Origin of the sequence: Bradyrhizobium sp. ISRA442, from assembly GCF_038085055.1 — a bacterium.
In the GTDB taxonomy this organism is placed as follows: Bacteria; Pseudomonadota; Alphaproteobacteria; order Rhizobiales; family Xanthobacteraceae; genus Bradyrhizobium.
Window position 1 is genome coordinate 1 of record NZ_JALGCN010000005.1, and the last position, 16,293, is coordinate 16,293.

Consider the following 16,293-nt stretch of genomic DNA (forward strand, 5'->3'; position numbering starts at 1 on the left):
GCCACTTGCGCGGCCGCCGCAACTCCCGGCGCAGACCGATTACGGGCGGCAGTTCTCCGTAGAGTCCCGGTCTTTGCCGTTGCCGCCGTCCTTGCGGCGGTTGGTGAAGCGCGCGTTGCCAAGTCCGGTGCCGATGGTGAGCACGCCCCAGCGATCGACATCCTGCATAAACGGCACTTCCGAAAGGCCCTGAACCACGCCGTCATTGTGCATCAGGATCGCGGTGTCGTGCTCGCCGATCTGCGGAATGCCTTCGATCAGACTCGCCGGCAGGTTGAATTTGCTGCTCTGCCAGTTGCCCGGCAGGTTCTGCGCGCCCTTCTCGATGGAACCGTCCTCGTTGATCACACCGGGACAGGCGATGCCGATAAACGGCGCAAGCTTCAGCCCCTCGCTGTCGGCCTCTTCGATCAATCCCTTCAGCATCTTCGTCAGCCCCTTCACCGTGCCTTCGCGGGTGGCCTCATCGTCGGCATGACGCCACAGCTCGGACTTCCAGACCGAAGCTTTCGACAGGTCCTTCGCCTTCTTCCAGGAGGTTTCCACCACGCCGCAGCGGATATTGGTGCCGCCGATATCGACGGCGAGAATGGCGTCGTAACCCTCGAAAATCCAGGACGGCGCCAGATGCAGCGCGCCGAGCAGGCCGGCCTCGTCCGGATGGTGCCGGATCGGCCGCATGTCGATCTTGAAGCCCTCGGAGATCAGGATGATCTCGGTGCGCGCGATCGCGAGTTCGCCGAGCCTGGAATCGCGAAAGCCGCCGCCGACCACGATCCGCTCCGTCTTGGCCCATGCCTTCGACTTGAGGAACCGGCGCGTGACATGGGCGAGCTCCTGGGCAAATTCCTCGATCGCGCTGTGCACCACGGCCGACGCCTCGGTGTCGTCCCCAACCAGCATCTCATCCAGCGTCTTCTTGCTGATGTTCTCCGACGGCTCCTTGCCGAACGGGTCCTCCCCGGTCTTGCGGAGCGGCTTGCGCCAGCGGTCGAGGATCTCGCGGAATGCGCCCTTGCTGGCGCGGTCGCCGAGAAAGCCGTCCTCGTCCTTCATCTCGATGTTGAAGCTGTCGACATCCACCGACGGCAAGCGGCTTGCGCCGTGGTTGGCGATGCCCGTCGTCTTGACCAACTCGTCTGTTGCCATGGGAGCCCTTGCCCGCTCGAAATACCGGGGACAACGGTGGGGGAACCCGTTGGTTGCAGCGAAGGCCGATTATCCCTGGCCAGGTCCGGAGCCGTGAAAGACGGCCAAATCCCTCAGATTCGGGCCGTTTTCGGCCCGGTTTTCCTTGACTCGCGTCCTTAAGCCGCTATAAGTCCGGCCATCCGGCGCGGGAGTTCTCGCGCCGCTTGCTTTTGCGTGGTTTTTTCAATGGGATAACCCCACCGCGCAAAAATCGTAAACCCATAGCGACTGACAAAAAGCCGACCCGGACGCATGCGCGTCTCGAGGCCGGGATTGAACACGAAGGAAGAAAACGATGTTCGCAGTCATCAAAACCGGCGGCAAGCAGTACCGTGTCGTTCCGGATGATGTCTTGGAAGTTGGCAAGATCGCCGGTGAAGTCGGCACGATCGTGCAGTTGAATGAAGTTCTGGTGGTCGGCGGCGACACGCCGGTCCTGGGCGTCCCGACGGTTGCCGGTGCATCCGTTGCGGCCGAGGTGCTCGACCACAAGCGTGGCCCGAAGGTCATCGCGTTCAAGAAGCGCCGCCGCAAGAACTCGCGCCGCAAGCGCGGCTACCGCGACGAGATCACGGTGCTGCGCGTCACCGAGATCCTGACGGACAACGCCAAGCCCACCAAGGGCCCGCGTCCGAAGAAGGAAAAGGTGGCGAAGGAAGCCGCCGAATAACCAATCGTGATCACGCCAATTCACGAATTGATGCGTGAGAAATTGTGAAATGATTCCGTCAAGGAATTGATCTAGAGATACGTAGGATTTCGGAGACGAGCCATGGCTCACAAAAAAGCAGGCGGTTCATCGCGCAACGGACGCGATTCAAAGGGCAAGCGCCTTGGCATCAAGGTGTTCGGCGGGGAGCATGTGATTCCCGGCAACATCATCGCACGTCAGCGCGGCACCACCTGGCATCCCGGCCTTAATGTCGGCATGGGCACGGACCACACTCTGTTCGCCAAGGTGGAAGGTCGTGTTGCGTTCCAGGCCAAAGCCAACGGCCGCACATTCGTATCGGTGCTTCCGATCGCAGAGGCGGCTGAATAGACGGCGGATCAAATTGGAGTCCGCCGGGTCCTGACCAAACCGGCGGAGTCCACAAATAGGCTCCAGGGGAGGCGGGAAACCGGCCTCCCCTTATCTTTTGACTTAGTGACTTTGACGGAGCCGAAGATGTTGCAGGATTTTTCGAGCGTGACCTTGCGCGAGGCGAGACCGAGCGTCGTCGCCACCGAGCGGCTGACGCTGCGCCGCCCGACGCTCGCCGACGTCCGGACCATTGCCCAGCTCGCCAACGACCGCCGCATCGCGGAGAACACCCGCCGCCTGCCGCATCCCTATTCGGCTGACGATGCCGTCGAGTTCGTCCGCGCCACCGCCGAGCTCGGCAGCGAGACCGTGTTCCTGATCGAGCACGACACCACGCCGGTCGGCATGGTCGGCATCGATTGCTCGACATCAGACAATGCCGAGCTCGGCTACTGGCTCGGCGTCGAGCACTGGGGCCGGGGCTTTGCCACCGAGGCGGCGCGCGGCGCGATCGACTTCTTCTTCGAAGAGTTCGATGACGACCACCTCTATGCCGGCGCGCGCGTCACCAATCCGGCCTCGCGCAACGTGCTGGAGAAGTGCGGCTTCCAGTGGAGCGGCGTCGAGCTGCACCGCTTCCTGGCGCTGGGCTCCTCCACGCCGGTCGACTGCTTCCGCCTCTCGCGCGGCGTGTGGTCTTCGCTGAAGAGCTGGAGCAGCGCGAGAAGGGTGAGGTAAGGGCGCAGGCCACGCGACAATCACGGATGAGGCAGGCAGAATCGCCGCCACATTTACTAGCGTCGTCCCGGCGAAGGCCGGGACCCAACCACGACTGCTTGTGGCGCGAAGACTCCCACTCCGAGTCTTCGCCAAACTTCTCCCTGTGGGTATGGGTCCCGGATCTGCGCTGCGCTTGCCCGGGACGATGACCGAATTATTTGGCGCGGCCTTACACCGGCGGATTCACCTGCTCGTCCTGCCGCCCCAAATCGCGCTCGCGCAAATAAATGTAGAGGCCGGCGCCGATGATGATGGCGGCGCCGATGATGGTGGCGACCTGCGGCACGTCGCCGAACACGGCGAAGCCGAAGATCACGGCCCAGACGATCATCGAATATTGATAGGGCACGACGACGCTGGCCGGCGCCAGCTTGAGCGAACGGTTGACGCAGAACAGCGCCGTTACCGAGACACACCCCGCCAGCGCGAAGATGACGAGGCTGCCCCTGGTCGGCGGCACCCAGTGAAATGCGGACAGCGCCGCGCCCAACAGGAACGTGCCGACAAATTGCGAGGACGCCATCACGATGTCGGGCGTCTTGCGCAGGCTGCGCGTGATCAGCATCAACGTCGCGAACGACAGACTGCCGCCGAGCGCGATCAGCGCCGGCAGGCTGATCGTTTGCGCTGAGGGGCGCAGCGCGATCAAGACGCCGCAGAAGCCGACCAGGATCGCCGTCCAGCGCCGCCAGCCGACTTTCTCGCCCAGGAAGAGCGCCGACATCGCTGTGACGAAGATGGGACCTGCGAGATAATAGGTGATGACGTCGGCGAGCGGCAGGTAAACGGTGGCAAGGAAGAACGCCGCCACCTCCAGCGTCGACAGCGTGACGCGAAAGAGCTGTAGCCACGGCCGCTCCAGGCGCAGGAAATCATGACGCTGCCGCCAGATCAGCGGCGACAGCACCAAGAGCGCCGCACAGGCGCGCAGCAACAGAAGCTGCCCCACCGAATAGGTCGCCACGATGAACTTGCCAATGGCGTCGCCGAACGAGAACAGGAAGATCGACAGCAGCATCAGCGCGATGCTGGCCAAGCGCGCGGAGCGGTCGTCGTAGGCGGAGAGATTCTTGAAGAGGGGCATTGCTGTCGTTCGTGGAAAGCCGTCATTGCGCGCGAAGCGGAGCAATCCAGTCTGTCTCTGCGGACACAGACTGGATTGCTTCGTCGCAAGGGCTCCTCGCAATGACGCGGAGGACGCGTCAGGAAGCGGCGAATGGACTCGCTTGCGGTTGTTTTAATGGCGCAGGCGCACGGGACAAGCCCGCGGCGAACGAATTGAACGGATTGTCGCACCCTTCGCATCGCGGTAGCGATGGGTGGTCCACCGACGAAAGAGCGCCAGACATGAGCGAGTTCGACCCGACCCAGCACCGCATGATCCCCACACAACGCTGGTTTGAGGATTTCGTGGTTGGCGAGCGCTTCGTGCTGCCGAGCCGCACCCAGACATCAGCGGTGTTTGCGGCGTTCCAGACCGCGAGCGGCGACACCCACCCGGTGCATTACGATGTCGAATATTGCCGCGCCCGCGGCATGCCGCATCTGCTCGCGCATGGCTTTCAGACGCTGATCCACACCGCGCCAGGGGCGGGGCTGTTTCCGTTCATGGTCGAGGAGTCCCTCGTCGGCTTCCTCGAGCAGTCGAGCCGGTTCCTCAAGCCCGTGTTCGCCGACGACACCATCTATCCCGCGCTCGAGGTCACCGAACTCGTGCCGCGACGCACGACCGGTGTGGTGACGCTGACGAGCACCGTGTTCAACCAGCACAAGGAGCTGGTGCTGGAGGGCACGCAGAAATTCCTGATCCGCCGCCGGCCGGCGGGTTAAGCACGGGACGAAAATCGCGGAATTTCGGCCGATTCACGGGCAAGTTCGGGTTGCCGGGCGTGTCCGGCTGGCCTACCTATGATCCATGAAATTCCTCGACGAAGCGAAGGTCTATATCCGCTCCGGTGACGGCGGGAACGGCTGCGTGGCGTTCCGCCGCGAAAAGTTCATCGAATTCGGCGGTCCCTCCGGCGGCAATGGCGGCCGCGGCGGCAATGTCGTCATCGAGGTCGCCGACGGGCTGAACACGCTGATCGACTACCGCTACCAGCAGCATTTCAAGGCCCAGAAGGGCGAGAACGGCATGGGCTCGGACCGCCACGGCGCCAACGGCAAGTCGATCGTGCTGAAGGTCCCGGTGGGCACACAGGTGTTCGACGAAGACCGCGAGACGCTGATCCACGACTTCACAAAGGTCGGCGAAAAATTCGTGCTCGCCGAAGGCGGCAATGGCGGCTTCGGCAATGCGCATTTCAAATCGTCGACCAACCGCGCCCCGCGTAACGCCAACCCCGGCCAGGTGGGCGAGGAGCGCTGGATCTGGCTACGGCTGAAACTGATTGCGGACGCCGGCCTCGTCGGCCTGCCCAATGCCGGCAAGTCGACCTTCCTCTCGAAGGTCAGCGCGGCAAAACCAAAGATCGCCGACTATCCCTTCACCACGCTGCATCCGCAGCTCGGCGTCGTGAATGCCGACGGCCGCGAATTCGTGCTGGCGGACATTCCCGGTCTGATCGAGGGTGCGCATGAAGGGGCCGGCCTCGGCGACCGCTTCCTCGGCCATGTCGAGCGCTGCCGCGTTCTGCTGCATCTCGTCGATGCGACCTGCGAACATGCCGGCAAGGCCTATAAGACGGTGCGAACCGAGCTGGAGGCCTATGGCGGGCAGCTCACCGACAAGATCGAGATCGTCGCGCTGAACAAGATCGACGCGGTCGAGCCGGACGAATTGAAGAAGCAGAAGGACCGCTTGAAGCGTGCCGCCAAGAAGACGCCGCTGCTGCTCTCCGGCGCCACCGGCCAGGGTGTCAAGGAAGCGCTGCGCGCACTTGCCGACGTGATCGGCGAGAGCCCGGTGTCGAGCAAGGCCAAGAGCGCGGCCGAAGCGGAGCCGTGGTCGGTCGACGTCGAGCGTTGAGTCCGGCCCGCTTGTCTTCGCTGGCGCGATAGCGCAGCATCAAACAATCAAGAAAAGCAGGGGCGAAGCATGGCGCGCGCGAAAAACGTTCTCTGGATCATGTGCGACCAGCTTCGCTACGACTATCTCGGCTGCACCGGCCATCCCTCGCTGAAGACGCCCAACATCGACGCCATGGCCAAGCGCGGCGTGCTCTTCACCAATGCCTATGTGCAGTCGCCGATCTGCGGCCCGTCGCGGATGTCGTTCTACACCGGACGCTACATGCGCTCGCACGGCTCGCACTGGAACGGCTGGCCGCTGCGCGTCGGTGAGCCCACCCTCGGCGACCACCTCAACAGGATCGGCGTGCGCAACGTGCTGGTCGGCAAGACCCACATGGCGCCCGACCTCGAAGGCATGAAGATGCTCGGCATCCCCCCGGAGTCGATCATCGGCGTCCATGTCGCCGAATGCGGCTTCGAGCCCTATGAGCGCGACGACGGCCTGCACCCCACGGGACGCCCGAGACCGAAATACGACGAATATCTGCGCCGGCAGGGATTTGAGGCGACGAATCCCTGGGAGCACTGGGCCAATTCCGGCGCGGGTGATGACGGCGCCTTGCAGAATGGCTGGCTGCTGGTGCACGCCGACAAGGCCGCGCGCGTGCCGGAGGAACATTCCGAGACGCCCTATATGACGCGGCGCGCGATGGATTTCATCAGCGAGGCCGAGACCGACGGACGGCCGTGGTGCCTGCATCTGTCCTACATCAAGCCGCACTGGCCCTATATCGCGCCCGAACCCTATGCCAGCATGTATTCGACGGCGGACATGATTCCGGTGATCCGCTCCGAACGCGAGCGGCAGAACCCGCATCCGGTGTTCGGCGCCTACATGGACATGCGCTACTCCCGCAACATGGCGCGCGACGACGCCCGCGAGAAGGTGATCCCGACCTATATGGGCATGATCACCCAGATCGACGACCAGATGGGCGTGCTGATGAAGTTTCTGGAGGAGCACGGCCTGCTGGACACGACCATGATCGTGTTCACCTCCGATCATGGCGATTATCTTGGCGATCACTGGATGGGCGAGAAGGACCTGTTCCATGAACAGTCGGCGAAGATTCCGCTGATCATCATCGATCCGTCGAAGGAGGCAGACGCCACGCGCGGCACACGCAGCGATGCGCTGGTCGAGGCCATCGACCTTGCACCGACCTTCGTCGATTATTTCGGCGGCAAGGTGCCGGCGCATATCCTGGAAGGGCGCTCGCTGCTGCCGCTGCTGCGCGGCGAGAGGCCGTCAGACTGGCGCAAGGTGGCATTCTCCGAATACGACTATGCCATGCAGGATGTGCGGCTGAAATTGAACCAGCCGATCGAGCGTTGCCGCCTGTTCATGGTCTTCGACGGCCGCTGGAAATACATCCACGCCTCCGGCTTCCGCCCGATGCTGTATGACCTCGAAACCGACCCGCAGGAATTCGTCGATCGCGGCGACGATGGCGAATGCGCCGGCATCATCGCGCGGCTCCAGGCGGAGCTGTTCGACTGGGCGCTGCATCCCAACGATCACATCACCACCCCCCGCGAGAAGATCGCGGCCTACGCCGACAACCAGCTCCAGGTGAAGGGCGGCATTCTGATCGGCATCTGGGACGAGAAAGAGCTCGCCGCGATCCGCGACGGAATCGAGCAGCGCGCGAAGATGTGAGTCTTTCCTCGCCTCTCCCCGCTTGCGGGGAGAGGCCGGATCGCATCGAAAGATGCGATCCGGGTGAGGGGGAGCCCCCGCGAATCCAACTCTCACTGTGTTTGCGGAAGCAGCCCCTCACCCCGACCCTCTCCCCGTAAGAACGGGGAGAGGGAAAGAGCAGCGCCTCAATTCTCGATCTTGTATCCCGTCGCCTTCACGATCGGTTGCCAGAACGCGGTATTCGCGGCGAGCTCTTGAGCCAACCCGTCCGCCGTGCTGCCAACCGGAATCAGACCGATCGCAGTGAGCCTCTCCTTCACCTCGGGCTTGGCAAGTGCGGCACCCGCGGCTGCGCTGAGCTTGCTTGCGAACTCCGGCGGGCTGCCAGCGGGAAGCCACATGCCGTACCAGGCGTCCGCGACGAGATCGATGCCGCTCTCCTTCAGCGTCGGGACATCAGGCGCGAACGGCGACCGCGCCGCACTCGACACAGCGAGGATCGTCACGCCCTTGGCGCGGTGCTGCGGCAAGGCATCGGCCAGCGTCGTGATGCCGAACGGCATATGGCCGCCGATGAGATCGTTGAGAATCGGCGCGCTGCCGCGATAGGGCACACGGCTCAGGGGAATGCCGAGGTCCTTCTCGAGCTTCGAGCCCATGAAATGCGGGATCGTGCCGTTGCTCGGCACGCCAAATGTCGCTTTGTCGGGATGCGCCTTCAGCCAGGCGACGAATTCCCCAAAATCCTTGGCGGCGATGGCCGGGCCGATCACGAGCGCGAATTCGAACCGGGCCAGCAGCGACACCGGCATGAAATCCCTCGCCGTGTCGAAGCTCGGCGTCGTCTCCACCATCGGCAGCAGGTACATGGTGGGGCCGGTGGTCACCAGCACCATGCTGCCGTCGGCGCTCGCGCCCTTCACCGCCTTGATGCCGATCAGGCCGTCGCCGCCGGTGCGGTTCTCGACCACGATGGTCCGTTGCAGCACTGGGGCCATTTCCTGCGCAACCAGCCGGCACAGCGTGTCGCCGCCCGCGCCTGCCGCGAACGGGAAGATGATCTTGGTCAGCCCGGCCTGGGCTTGCGTGGCCCCCGCCTGCGCCAGCAGCGGCAGTCCGAGACATCCGGCCATGAACTTGCGGCGATCCATTCGTTTCCCCCTTTTGGCTCGTTGTGGTTGGCGGCATTAGAGCCTGCCCGGCGCCCGGCAAGGCCGACAATGGTGCCGTTGACCGTGCCGGCCGCCTTGCGCCGGCCATCGTCCTGCTGCAAAAGCAGGCCTCATCGGCGCCGGCTTTTTGGTCCGCCGTTATCATTCCCGAGCTATTCGTCGCACGCGCCATGGCCAGCCCGCAACTCAGTCAATTCCGCCGCATCGTCGTCAAGGTCGGCTCCGCGCTGCTGGTCGATTCCGACAGGGGCGAGGTACGCGCAACCTGGCTGGCCGCGCTCGCCGACGACATGGCCAAGCTGCACCACGAGGGCCGCGACGTCCTCGTCGTCTCATCCGGCTCGATCGCGCTCGGCCGCAGCCGGCTGAAACTGCCGCGCGGCCCGCTGAAGCTTGAGGAGAGCCAGGCGGCAGCCGCCGTTGGCCAGATTGCGCTCGCCCGCATCTGGTCCGAGGTGCTCGGCGCGCACGGCATCGGTGCCGGCCAGATTCTGGTGACACTGCAGGATACCGAGGAGCGCCGTCGCTATCTCAATGCACGCTCCACCATCGGTAAGCTCCTGGAGTGGCGCGCCATCCCCGTGATCAACGAGAACGATACGGTCGCCACCAACGAGATCCGCTATGGCGACAATGACCGCCTCGCCGCGCGCGTCGCCACCATGGCAAGCGCGGACCTGCTCGTGCTGCTCTCCGACATCGATGGGCTTTACGATGCCCCGCCGAAGAACAATTCGAACGCAAAGCTCATCCCCGTGGTTGAGAGCATCTCCTCGGAGATCGAGGCGGTGGCCGGTGACGCCGAATCGGAATTGTCGCGCGGTGGCATGCGGACCAAGGTCGAGGCGGCCAAGATCGCGACCACAGGCGGCACGCACATGCTGATCGCCTCGGGCAAGATCGAGCATCCGTTGCAGGCGATCGCCGATGGCGGCCGCTGCACCTGGTTCCTGACCCCAGCCAACCCCATCACCTCGCGCAAGCGCTGGATCGCGGGCTCGCTGGAGCCGAAGGGCACGCTGACCATCGACGCCGGCGCGGTCGCGGCGCTGCGCGCCGGCGCCAGCCTGCTGCCGGCCGGCGTGATCAAGGTCGAGGGCCAGTTCGCCCGCGGCGACGCGGTGATCGTGCGCGGCCCCGACGCCAGCGAAGTCGGCCGCGGCCTGATCGCCTACGACGCCGAAGATGCCGAACGGATCAAGGGGCGCTCGTCCCCGGACGTGATGACGATCCTCGGCATCAGCGGCCGCTCGGAGATGATCCACCGCGATGACCTGGTGGTGGGCGGGTAGGCCCGCAGCTCCGTCATTCCGGGATGGTCCGAAGGACCAGACCTCCGAGCGCAATTGCGCTTCGGGGAAGCTCGAGATTCCGGGTTCGATGCTTCGCATCGCCCTGGCATGACGTCGCAAGGAAGGCATGGATGGCCGGGTCATGCCCGGCCATGACGAGAACTGGGCCATTGGCCGAGCCCAGGCCCACCAATCGGAGCCCAGCCATACCCTCCTCGCGCTTCGCAGCCGCGGGATTTCCGTGCTAGGACACGCCCTTAGCAGAAGGTTGAACCGCCATGGCCGCTCCCCTCAAAGCCCTCGACGGCAACGCCGATCTCCAGGCGCTGATGTCCGATCTCGCCGCCAAAGCCCGTGCGGCCGCGCGCGTGCTGGCGTTGGCGCCGCCGGAGCAGAAGAACCGGGCGCTGGAAGCCATGGAACGGGCGGTCCGCAACAACGCGGCGGCCATTCTCGCCGCCAATGCCGAGGACGTCGCGGAGGCCCGCGCGTCCGGCAATATGACCTCCTCTTTCATCGACCGCCTGACGCTGACGCAGTCGCGCGTCGACGGCATGGCCGACGGCATCGCCATCGTGCGCGACATCGCCGATCCGGTCGGCGTCGTCACCGAAAGCTGGCGGCGGCCGAACGGCATGACCATCGAGCGTGTGCGCGTGCCGCTCGGCGTCGTCGGTGTGATCTTCGAGAGCCGGCCCAATGTCGCCGCTGATGCCGGCGTGCTGTGCCTGAAGTCGGGCAATGCTGTGATCCTGCGTGGCGGTTCCGACAGCTTCCGCTCCTGCCGCGCGATCCATGAATGCATGGTGCAGGGCCTGCGCGAAGCGGGTCTGCCGGAAGCCGCGATCACGCTGGTGCCGACGCGTGACCGCGCGGCGGTCGGCATGATGCTGTCCGGACTGAACGGTGCGATCGACGTGATCGTGCCGCGCGGGGGAAAGAGCCTCGTCGCGCGCGTCGAAGCGGAAGCGCGCGTGCCGGTGTTCGCGCATCTCGAAGGCGTCAATCACGTCTACATCGACGTCAGCGCCGATCTCGCCATGGCGAAGTCGATCGTGCTCAACGCCAAGATGCGGCGCACCGGCGTCTGCGGCGCGGCCGAGACGCTGCTGGTCGACCGCGCGGGCGCCGCAAAGAGCCTGAAGCCGCTGGTGGAGATGCTGATCGACGCCGGCTGCGAAGTGCGCGGCGACGATACCGTGCAAAAGATCGACGCGCGCGTAAAACCTGCGAGCGAGGATGATTGGGACACCGAATATCTCGACGCGATCATTGCAGCGAAAGTGGTCGACGGCGTCGACGGCGCGATCGCGCACATCCAGAACCACGGCTCGCATCACACCGATGCGATCGTGGGCCAGGATGAGGCGGCCGCGACGAAATTTTTGAGCGAGGTCGACTCCGCGATCGTGCTGCACAACGCCTCGACACAGTTTGCCGATGGCGGCGAGTTCGGCTTCGGCGCAGAGATCGGCATCGCCACCGGCCGCTTTCACGCCCGCGGCCCGGTCGGCGCCGAGCAGTTGACGAGCTTCAAATATCGGGTCCACGGCACCGGGCAGACGCGGCCGTAACGTCGCGAGGCGCGGGCATTGAGCAACAAATTCGTCGTGCCGCGTTTCCTGGCGCAAGCGATCCCGCCCCACACGCAGGGCATGCGCATCGGCCTGCTCGGCGGCTCGTTCAATCCGCCGCATCAGGCCCATCGCGCCATCAGCCAATTCGCGATCAAGCGCCTGCAGCTCGATCGCGTGTGGTGGCTGGTGACGCCCGGCAATCCGCTCAAGGAGAACGGCACGCTGCATGAGCTCGGCGCGCGCATGCAGGCGGCACGCGATGTCGCGAGCGATCCGCGGATCGAGGTGAGCTGTCTCGAAACCGTCATCCGTACGCGCTACACTATCGACACGATCAACACCTTGCGCCGCCGCCTCAGCGGCTTGCGCTTCGTCTGGATCATGGGCGCCGACAATCTCGCTCAATTCCATCGTTGGCAGGACTGGCGGCGCATCGCCGCCCAGGTGCCGATGGCAGTCATCGATCGCCCGCCGCAGAGCTTTCGCGCCCTCGCTTCGCCCGCCGCCCAGGCGCTTGCGCGCTATCGCGTGCCCGAGGCAGAGGCCGCATTGCTCGCAGATCGGCCGGCGCCGGCCTGGGTCTTCCTCACTGGGTTGAAACTGAGCCTGTCCTCAACCGGCCTGCGGAACCCGGACGGAAGCTGGAAAGGTACGAAGTGAGACACAGTTGGAACGGAGTGTGCAGGTAGGGCTCTCTGGCATATTGAAACCCTTAACCCCACATGATGTAGTGTAACCGGTGAGCGTCGGATTCGGCGTTCGCGATACAGTGAAAGGAATGGTCCCTGGCCACGTCTGTATTGTCCAAGTCTGTTTTACCCAAGGTAGCGAAACCGACGCGTAAAACATCGACCAAAGCTGCGGCCTTGAAGGCGCAACCCGACGCCGACAAGACGCTGAGCCTGATCCTCTCCCGCCTCGAGGATATGAAGGCGGAAGAGACGGTCACCATCGACCTTCGCGGCAAATCGACGTACTCCGACTACATGATCGTCACCACCGGCCGGGTCAACCGGCACGTTGGCGCGATCGCGGACAACGTCACGAAGGGCCTCAAGGAAAACGGCATCAGGAACATCCATGTCGAGGGCTTGCCCAATTGCGACTGGGTGCTGATCGATTCCGGCGATGTGATCGTGCACGTGTTCAGACCCGAGGTCCGTGAGTTCTACAATCTCGAGAGATTGTACACGCAGGGCCCTGGGGCGGCGAAGGCGATCTAGAGGCTTAAAGAGCCGATTTCGAATCGGCTGACGCGCATGCTAGCGTCGTGCGCGCGCGTGGTGCGCGCGCGGTCTGAAAACGCGGCTGCTAGAAGACGTCATGCGTGTTGCTGTCATTGCGGTGGGCCGGTTGAAGCAGGGCCCCGAGCGGGAACTTGCGGACCGCTATTTCGAGCGGTTCGACGAGGTCGGCCGCAAGCTCGGTTTTCGCGAGCTCACCGTCCACGAAATTTCCGAAAGCCGCGCGCGCGATGCGGCGACGCGAATGGCGGAAGAGGCCGCGGCGATCGCAGCGCACATTCCGGACAAGTCGATCCTGGTGGCGCTGGACGAGCGCGGCCAAAATCTCGAGTCCACCGTATTCGCGCGGAATCTCGGGCGCTGGCGCGACGAGGGCGCCGCTCATACTGTCTTCGTGATCGGAGGGGCGGACGGACTTTCGCCCGAATTGCGCCGTAAGGCCAAGCTCGCGATCGCATTCGGCTCGGCGACCTGGCCGCATCAAATGGTCCGCATCATGATTCTGGAACAGCTTTATCGGGCCGCAACCATCCTGGCCGGCCATCCCTATCACCGCGCGTGATCCGCGCCCGGACGAAACGATTCCTAGACTGATGCAGCGCGCGCCGAGCCTCACTGTGTTGCTGATCGCGAGCTTCGCCGGCGCAAGCCTCGCGCAAGCCCAGACGGCGACGCCGGCACCGCAGGCCGCGGCCCTCTCGTCAGACACGATCAAGCAGCGCGAGCAGGAGCTGGAAGCCGCCCGCGCGCAGCAGAAAAGTGCCGAGGAGGCTCAGGCCAAGCTCAAGGCCGAGATCACCGCCCTTGGCCAGGATCGCACGCAGCTCAATCAGCAGTTGATCGATACCGCCGCCAATGTGCGCACGATCGAGACCAAGATCGACGAGGCCGAGGCACGGTTGCAAAACCTGAACGGCCGCGAGCAGGAGATGCGCGCCTCGCTCGATTCGCGCCGCGCCGACATCGTCGAGGTATTGGCCGCACTGCAACGCGCCGGCCGGCGCACGCCGCCTGCGCTCTTGGTCCGCCCCGAAGATGCGCTGCAATCACTGCGCACCGCCATGCTGCTCGGAGCGGTGGTGCCGGAATTGCGCGGCCGCGCCGAAAGACTCGCAGGCGAACTCGGCGAGCTCGTCAATCTGCGCAAGGCCATCGCCACCGAGCGCGATCAGCTCGCCGTCGACCGCGACAAGATCCGCAACGACCAGACCCGGCTCACGGCCCTGGTCGACGAACGGCAGCGCCAGCAGGCGTCGCGGGAAAAGGACTTCGACGCCGAAAAGACGCGCGCCATCGCACTGTCCAGGCAGGTGGGTGATCTCCAGGGCCTCATCGCCAAGATGGAGCAGGACCTGCAAAGCGCCGCCAAGGCGGCTGAGGCCGCAAAGCAGGCCGCGGCGGCCGCCAGCGCCAAGTCCGGTCCGGCCGCTTTCAAGGACCGTTCCCGGACGAGCCCGGCAATCGCCTTCGCTTCGGCCAAAGGCCTGCTGCCTTTACCGGTTAACGGTAACAAGATCAGGGACTTTGGCGGTTCCGACGGTGTCGGCGGCGTGCAAAAGGGCATTTCGTTGGCGACCCGGCCCGGCTCCCAGGTCACGACGCCGTGTGACGGCTGGGTGGTCTATGCCGGCCCCTTCCGCAGCTATGGACAACTCTTGATCCTCAATGCCGGGGGCGGGTATCATGTCCTGATCGCCGGGATGGAGCGCATTTCGGTCAACATCGGACAGTTTGTGCTCACGGGGGAGCCGGTCGCGACCATGGGGTCGACATCCCAAGTCGCCTCCATTCTCGCCACTAACGCGAGTCAACCTGTGCTGTATGTCGAGTTCCGCAAAGACGGCACTCCAATCGATCCAGGCCCATGGTGGGCCGCAAATGAAGGCGAGAAGGTTCGCGGATGATGCGCAAGACTTCAGTAATTCTTCTCAGCGCGGCCACCGGTGCGGCGCTGACGCTGTTCGTGACCCAGCCGCGCGCGGTGTTCATGGGCTCGAGCGCACGGGCCGCAACCGCGGACACCTATCGCCAGCTCAATTTGTTCGGTGACGTCTTCGAGCGCGTGCGCTCCGACTATGTCGAGAAGCCCGACGACACCAAGCTGATCGAGTCCGCCATCAGCGGCATGCTCACCGGCCTCGATCCGCATTCGAGCTACATGGACGCCAAGAGCTTCCGCGACATGCAGGTGCAGACCCGTGGCGAGTTTGGCGGCCTCGGCATCGAGGTCACCATGGAGGACGGCCTGATCAAGGTGGTCTCGCCGATCGACGACACCCCGGCTTCGCGCGCCGGCATCATGGCCAACGACATCATCACCAATCTCGACGACGAGGCGGTACAGGGACTGACCCTGAACCAGGCGGTCGAGAAGATGCGCGGTCCCGTCAACACCAAGATCAAGCTCAAGATCATCCGCAAGGGCCAGGACAATCCGATCGACGTCACGCTGGTGCGCGACAACATTCGCGTCCGCTCGGTGCGTGCGCGCGTCGAGGCCGACGACATCGCCTATATCCGCATCACCACCTTCAACGAGCAGACCACCGAAGGTCTGAAGAAGGAGGTTGCGAACCTCTCCAACCAGATCGGCGACAAGCTGAAGGGCTTCATCATCGACCTGCGCAACAATCCGGGCGGCCTTTTGGAAGAAGCCGTCACCGTCTCCGACTCCTTCCTGGAGAAGGGCGAGATCGTGTCGACCCGCGGCCGCAATGCCGAGGAGACCCAGCGCCGTACCGCCCATGCGGGCGACCTGACCAAGGGCAAGCCGGTGATCGTGCTGATCAACGGCGGCTCGGCCTCGGCCTCGGAAATCGTCGCCGGTGCGCTGCAGGACCACAAGCGCGCGACCATCGTAGGCACGCGCTCCTTCGGCAAGGGCTCGGTGCAGACCATCATCCCGCTCGGCTCGGGCAACGGCGCGCTGCGGCTGACCACGGCGCGCTACTACACGCCGTCGGGCAAGTCGATCCAGGCCAAGGGCATCGTGCCCGACATCGAGGTGCTGCAGGACGTGCCGGATGAGCTGAAGTCGCGCACCGACACCAAGGGCGAGGCCTCGCTGCGCGGGCACCTGAAGAACGACGGCGACGAGAAGACCGGCTCGCAGTCCTACGTCCCGCCGGACGCCAAGGATGACAAGGCGCTGAAGATGGCCGACGACCTCCTGCACGGCATCAAGAACAGCGCTTCGGCGGCGCCGGCTCCGGGCGGCGACAAGGCCGCGGCCGACAAGCCCAAAGCGGCGAACTGAGCCGGCAAACTAAGGCAACCACGATAACTGTCGAAAAGGGCGGCTCCTGGAGCTGCCCTTTTTGCTTGGACTTCCTCACCGCGTCCCCCGGCCAATCCCGGCC

The 16,293-nt window shown here is 64.6% G+C and carries 16 protein-coding genes; 13 read left to right on the forward strand and 3 right to left on the reverse strand.

Features of this window, described 5'->3' with window-relative positions; all coding sequences use genetic code 11:
* Nucleotides 1-39: 39 nt before the first annotated feature.
* The gene (locus tag MTR72_RS12220) at nucleotides 40-1,149 is read right to left on the reverse strand and encodes an ROK family protein (RefSeq protein ID WP_341510385.1); all 1,110 of its coding nucleotides are present in this window, start codon (nucleotides 1,147-1,149) and stop codon (nucleotides 40-42) included.
* Between the two features lie 337 nt (nucleotides 1,150-1,486).
* On the opposite strand from MTR72_RS12220, the gene rplU reads away from it, so the two are divergent.
* The 3 genes from rplU (at nucleotide 1,487) to MTR72_RS12235 (ending at nucleotide 2,953) form a co-directional block, all read left to right on the forward strand.
* Nucleotides 1,487-1,861, forward strand: coding sequence for a 50S ribosomal protein L21 (gene rplU, locus MTR72_RS12225; protein ID WP_027554524.1), 375 nt, complete (start codon nucleotides 1,487-1,489; stop codon nucleotides 1,859-1,861).
* Between the two features lie 102 nt (nucleotides 1,862-1,963).
* Nucleotides 1,964-2,233, forward strand: a complete 270-nt coding sequence (rpmA, locus tag MTR72_RS12230) for a 50S ribosomal protein L27 (protein WP_027523579.1) — start codon at nucleotides 1,964-1,966, stop codon at nucleotides 2,231-2,233.
* Nucleotides 2,234-2,359: 126 nt separating this feature from the next.
* Nucleotides 2,360-2,953: a GNAT family N-acetyltransferase gene (locus MTR72_RS12235; RefSeq protein ID WP_280967710.1), complete on the forward strand. Its 594-nt coding sequence runs from the start codon at nucleotides 2,360-2,362 to the stop codon at nucleotides 2,951-2,953.
* Nucleotides 2,954-3,164: 211 nt separating this feature from the next.
* Here the strand turns inward: MTR72_RS12235 and MTR72_RS12240 are convergent, their stop codons facing one another.
* Complete coding sequence (locus tag MTR72_RS12240; RefSeq protein WP_341510386.1) at nucleotides 3,165-4,079, reverse strand: DMT family transporter; 915 nt, start codon at nucleotides 4,077-4,079, stop codon at nucleotides 3,165-3,167.
* A gap of 263 nt (nucleotides 4,080-4,342) precedes the next feature.
* Here MTR72_RS12240 and MTR72_RS12245 point away from each other — a divergent pair, with 263 nt between their 5' ends.
* From MTR72_RS12245 to MTR72_RS12255, 3 genes are all read left to right on the forward strand, one after another.
* Complete coding sequence (locus MTR72_RS12245) at nucleotides 4,343-4,825, forward strand: MaoC family dehydratase (protein ID WP_280967708.1); 483 nt, start codon at nucleotides 4,343-4,345, stop codon at nucleotides 4,823-4,825.
* Nucleotides 4,826-4,910: 85 nt separating this feature from the next.
* A complete protein-coding gene (gene obgE / locus MTR72_RS12250) occupies nucleotides 4,911-5,963 on the forward strand; it encodes a GTPase ObgE (RefSeq protein WP_280967707.1) in 1,053 nt (350 codons plus the stop codon).
* A 69-nt stretch (nucleotides 5,964-6,032) separates the two neighbouring features.
* On the forward strand, nucleotides 6,033-7,667 hold the full coding sequence (locus MTR72_RS12255; protein ID WP_280967706.1) for an alkaline phosphatase family protein: 1,635 nt from the start codon (nucleotides 6,033-6,035) through the stop codon (nucleotides 7,665-7,667).
* A 167-nt stretch (nucleotides 7,668-7,834) separates the two neighbouring features.
* Here MTR72_RS12255 and MTR72_RS12260 read toward each other — a convergent pair whose 3' ends face one another.
* The gene (locus tag MTR72_RS12260; RefSeq protein WP_280967705.1) at nucleotides 7,835-8,800 is read right to left on the reverse strand and encodes a Bug family tripartite tricarboxylate transporter substrate binding protein; all 966 of its coding nucleotides are present in this window, start codon (nucleotides 8,798-8,800) and stop codon (nucleotides 7,835-7,837) included.
* 191 nt (nucleotides 8,801-8,991) lie between these two features.
* Between MTR72_RS12260 and proB the strand changes: the two genes are divergently transcribed.
* The 7 genes from proB to MTR72_RS12295 all read left to right on the forward strand — a co-directional run bounded on the left by proB (nucleotide 8,992) and on the right by MTR72_RS12295 (nucleotide 16,190).
* A complete protein-coding gene (proB, locus tag MTR72_RS12265) occupies nucleotides 8,992-10,113 on the forward strand; it encodes a glutamate 5-kinase (protein WP_280971167.1) in 1,122 nt (373 codons plus the stop codon).
* A gap of 278 nt (nucleotides 10,114-10,391) precedes the next feature.
* Entirely contained in the window at nucleotides 10,392-11,687 is a 1,296-nt protein-coding gene (locus MTR72_RS12270) for a glutamate-5-semialdehyde dehydrogenase (RefSeq protein ID WP_280967704.1), read from the forward strand.
* 60 nt (nucleotides 11,688-11,747) lie between these two features.
* The gene (locus tag MTR72_RS12275) at nucleotides 11,748-12,350 is read left to right on the forward strand and encodes a nicotinate-nucleotide adenylyltransferase (RefSeq protein ID WP_280971414.1); all 603 of its coding nucleotides are present in this window, start codon (nucleotides 11,748-11,750) and stop codon (nucleotides 12,348-12,350) included.
* Nucleotides 12,351-12,556: 206 nt separating this feature from the next.
* Nucleotides 12,557-12,913 (forward strand): ribosome silencing factor, encoded by a 357-nt coding sequence (gene rsfS, locus MTR72_RS12280; RefSeq protein WP_091893134.1) that lies wholly within the window; start codon nucleotides 12,557-12,559, stop codon nucleotides 12,911-12,913.
* A 100-nt stretch (nucleotides 12,914-13,013) separates the two neighbouring features.
* Entirely contained in the window at nucleotides 13,014-13,496 is a 483-nt protein-coding gene (rlmH, locus tag MTR72_RS12285; RefSeq protein WP_280967703.1) for a 23S rRNA (pseudouridine(1915)-N(3))-methyltransferase RlmH, read from the forward strand.
* 31 nt (nucleotides 13,497-13,527) lie between these two features.
* Nucleotides 13,528-14,838, forward strand: a complete 1,311-nt coding sequence (locus MTR72_RS12290) for a murein hydrolase activator EnvC family protein (protein ID WP_280967702.1) — start codon at nucleotides 13,528-13,530, stop codon at nucleotides 14,836-14,838.
* Nucleotides 14,835-16,190, forward strand: coding sequence for a S41 family peptidase (locus MTR72_RS12295; RefSeq protein ID WP_280967701.1), 1,356 nt, complete (start codon nucleotides 14,835-14,837; stop codon nucleotides 16,188-16,190). The genes MTR72_RS12290 and MTR72_RS12295 overlap by 4 nt, the downstream gene beginning before the upstream one ends.
* Nucleotides 16,191-16,293: the final 103 nt, after the last annotated feature.

What these genes read in the sequence shown, in the direction of transcription:
- obgE (WP_280967707.1), top strand. Translation starts at nt 4,911, where the DNA reads ATGAAATTCCTCGACGAAGCGAAGGTCTATATCCGCTCCGGTGACGGC.
- MTR72_RS12245 (WP_280967708.1), top strand. Translation starts at nt 4,343, where the DNA reads ATGAGCGAGTTCGACCCGACCCAGCACCGCATGATCCCCACACAACGC.
- rplU (WP_027554524.1), top strand. Translation starts at nt 1,487, where the DNA reads ATGTTCGCAGTCATCAAAACCGGCGGCAAGCAGTACCGTGTCGTTCCG.
- MTR72_RS12270 (WP_280967704.1), top strand. Translation starts at nt 10,392, where the DNA reads ATGGCCGCTCCCCTCAAAGCCCTCGACGGCAACGCCGATCTCCAGGCG.
- MTR72_RS12255 (WP_280967706.1), top strand. Translation starts at nt 6,033, where the DNA reads ATGGCGCGCGCGAAAAACGTTCTCTGGATCATGTGCGACCAGCTTCGC.
- MTR72_RS12295 (WP_280967701.1), top strand. Translation starts at nt 14,835, where the DNA reads ATGATGCGCAAGACTTCAGTAATTCTTCTCAGCGCGGCCACCGGTGCG.
- rpmA (WP_027523579.1), top strand. Translation starts at nt 1,964, where the DNA reads ATGGCTCACAAAAAAGCAGGCGGTTCATCGCGCAACGGACGCGATTCA.
- MTR72_RS12290 (WP_280967702.1), top strand. Translation starts at nt 13,528, where the DNA reads ATGCAGCGCGCGCCGAGCCTCACTGTGTTGCTGATCGCGAGCTTCGCC.
- MTR72_RS12235 (WP_280967710.1), top strand. Translation starts at nt 2,360, where the DNA reads ATGTTGCAGGATTTTTCGAGCGTGACCTTGCGCGAGGCGAGACCGAGC.
- proB (WP_280971167.1), top strand. Translation starts at nt 8,992, where the DNA reads ATGGCCAGCCCGCAACTCAGTCAATTCCGCCGCATCGTCGTCAAGGTC.
- MTR72_RS12240 (WP_341510386.1), bottom strand. Translation starts at nt 4,079, where the DNA reads ATGCCCCTCTTCAAGAATCTCTCCGCCTACGACGACCGCTCCGCGCGC.
- MTR72_RS12260 (WP_280967705.1), bottom strand. Translation starts at nt 8,800, where the DNA reads ATGGATCGCCGCAAGTTCATGGCCGGATGTCTCGGACTGCCGCTGCTG.
- rlmH (WP_280967703.1), top strand. Translation starts at nt 13,014, where the DNA reads ATGCGTGTTGCTGTCATTGCGGTGGGCCGGTTGAAGCAGGGCCCCGAG.
- MTR72_RS12220 (WP_341510385.1), bottom strand. Translation starts at nt 1,149, where the DNA reads ATGGCAACAGACGAGTTGGTCAAGACGACGGGCATCGCCAACCACGGC.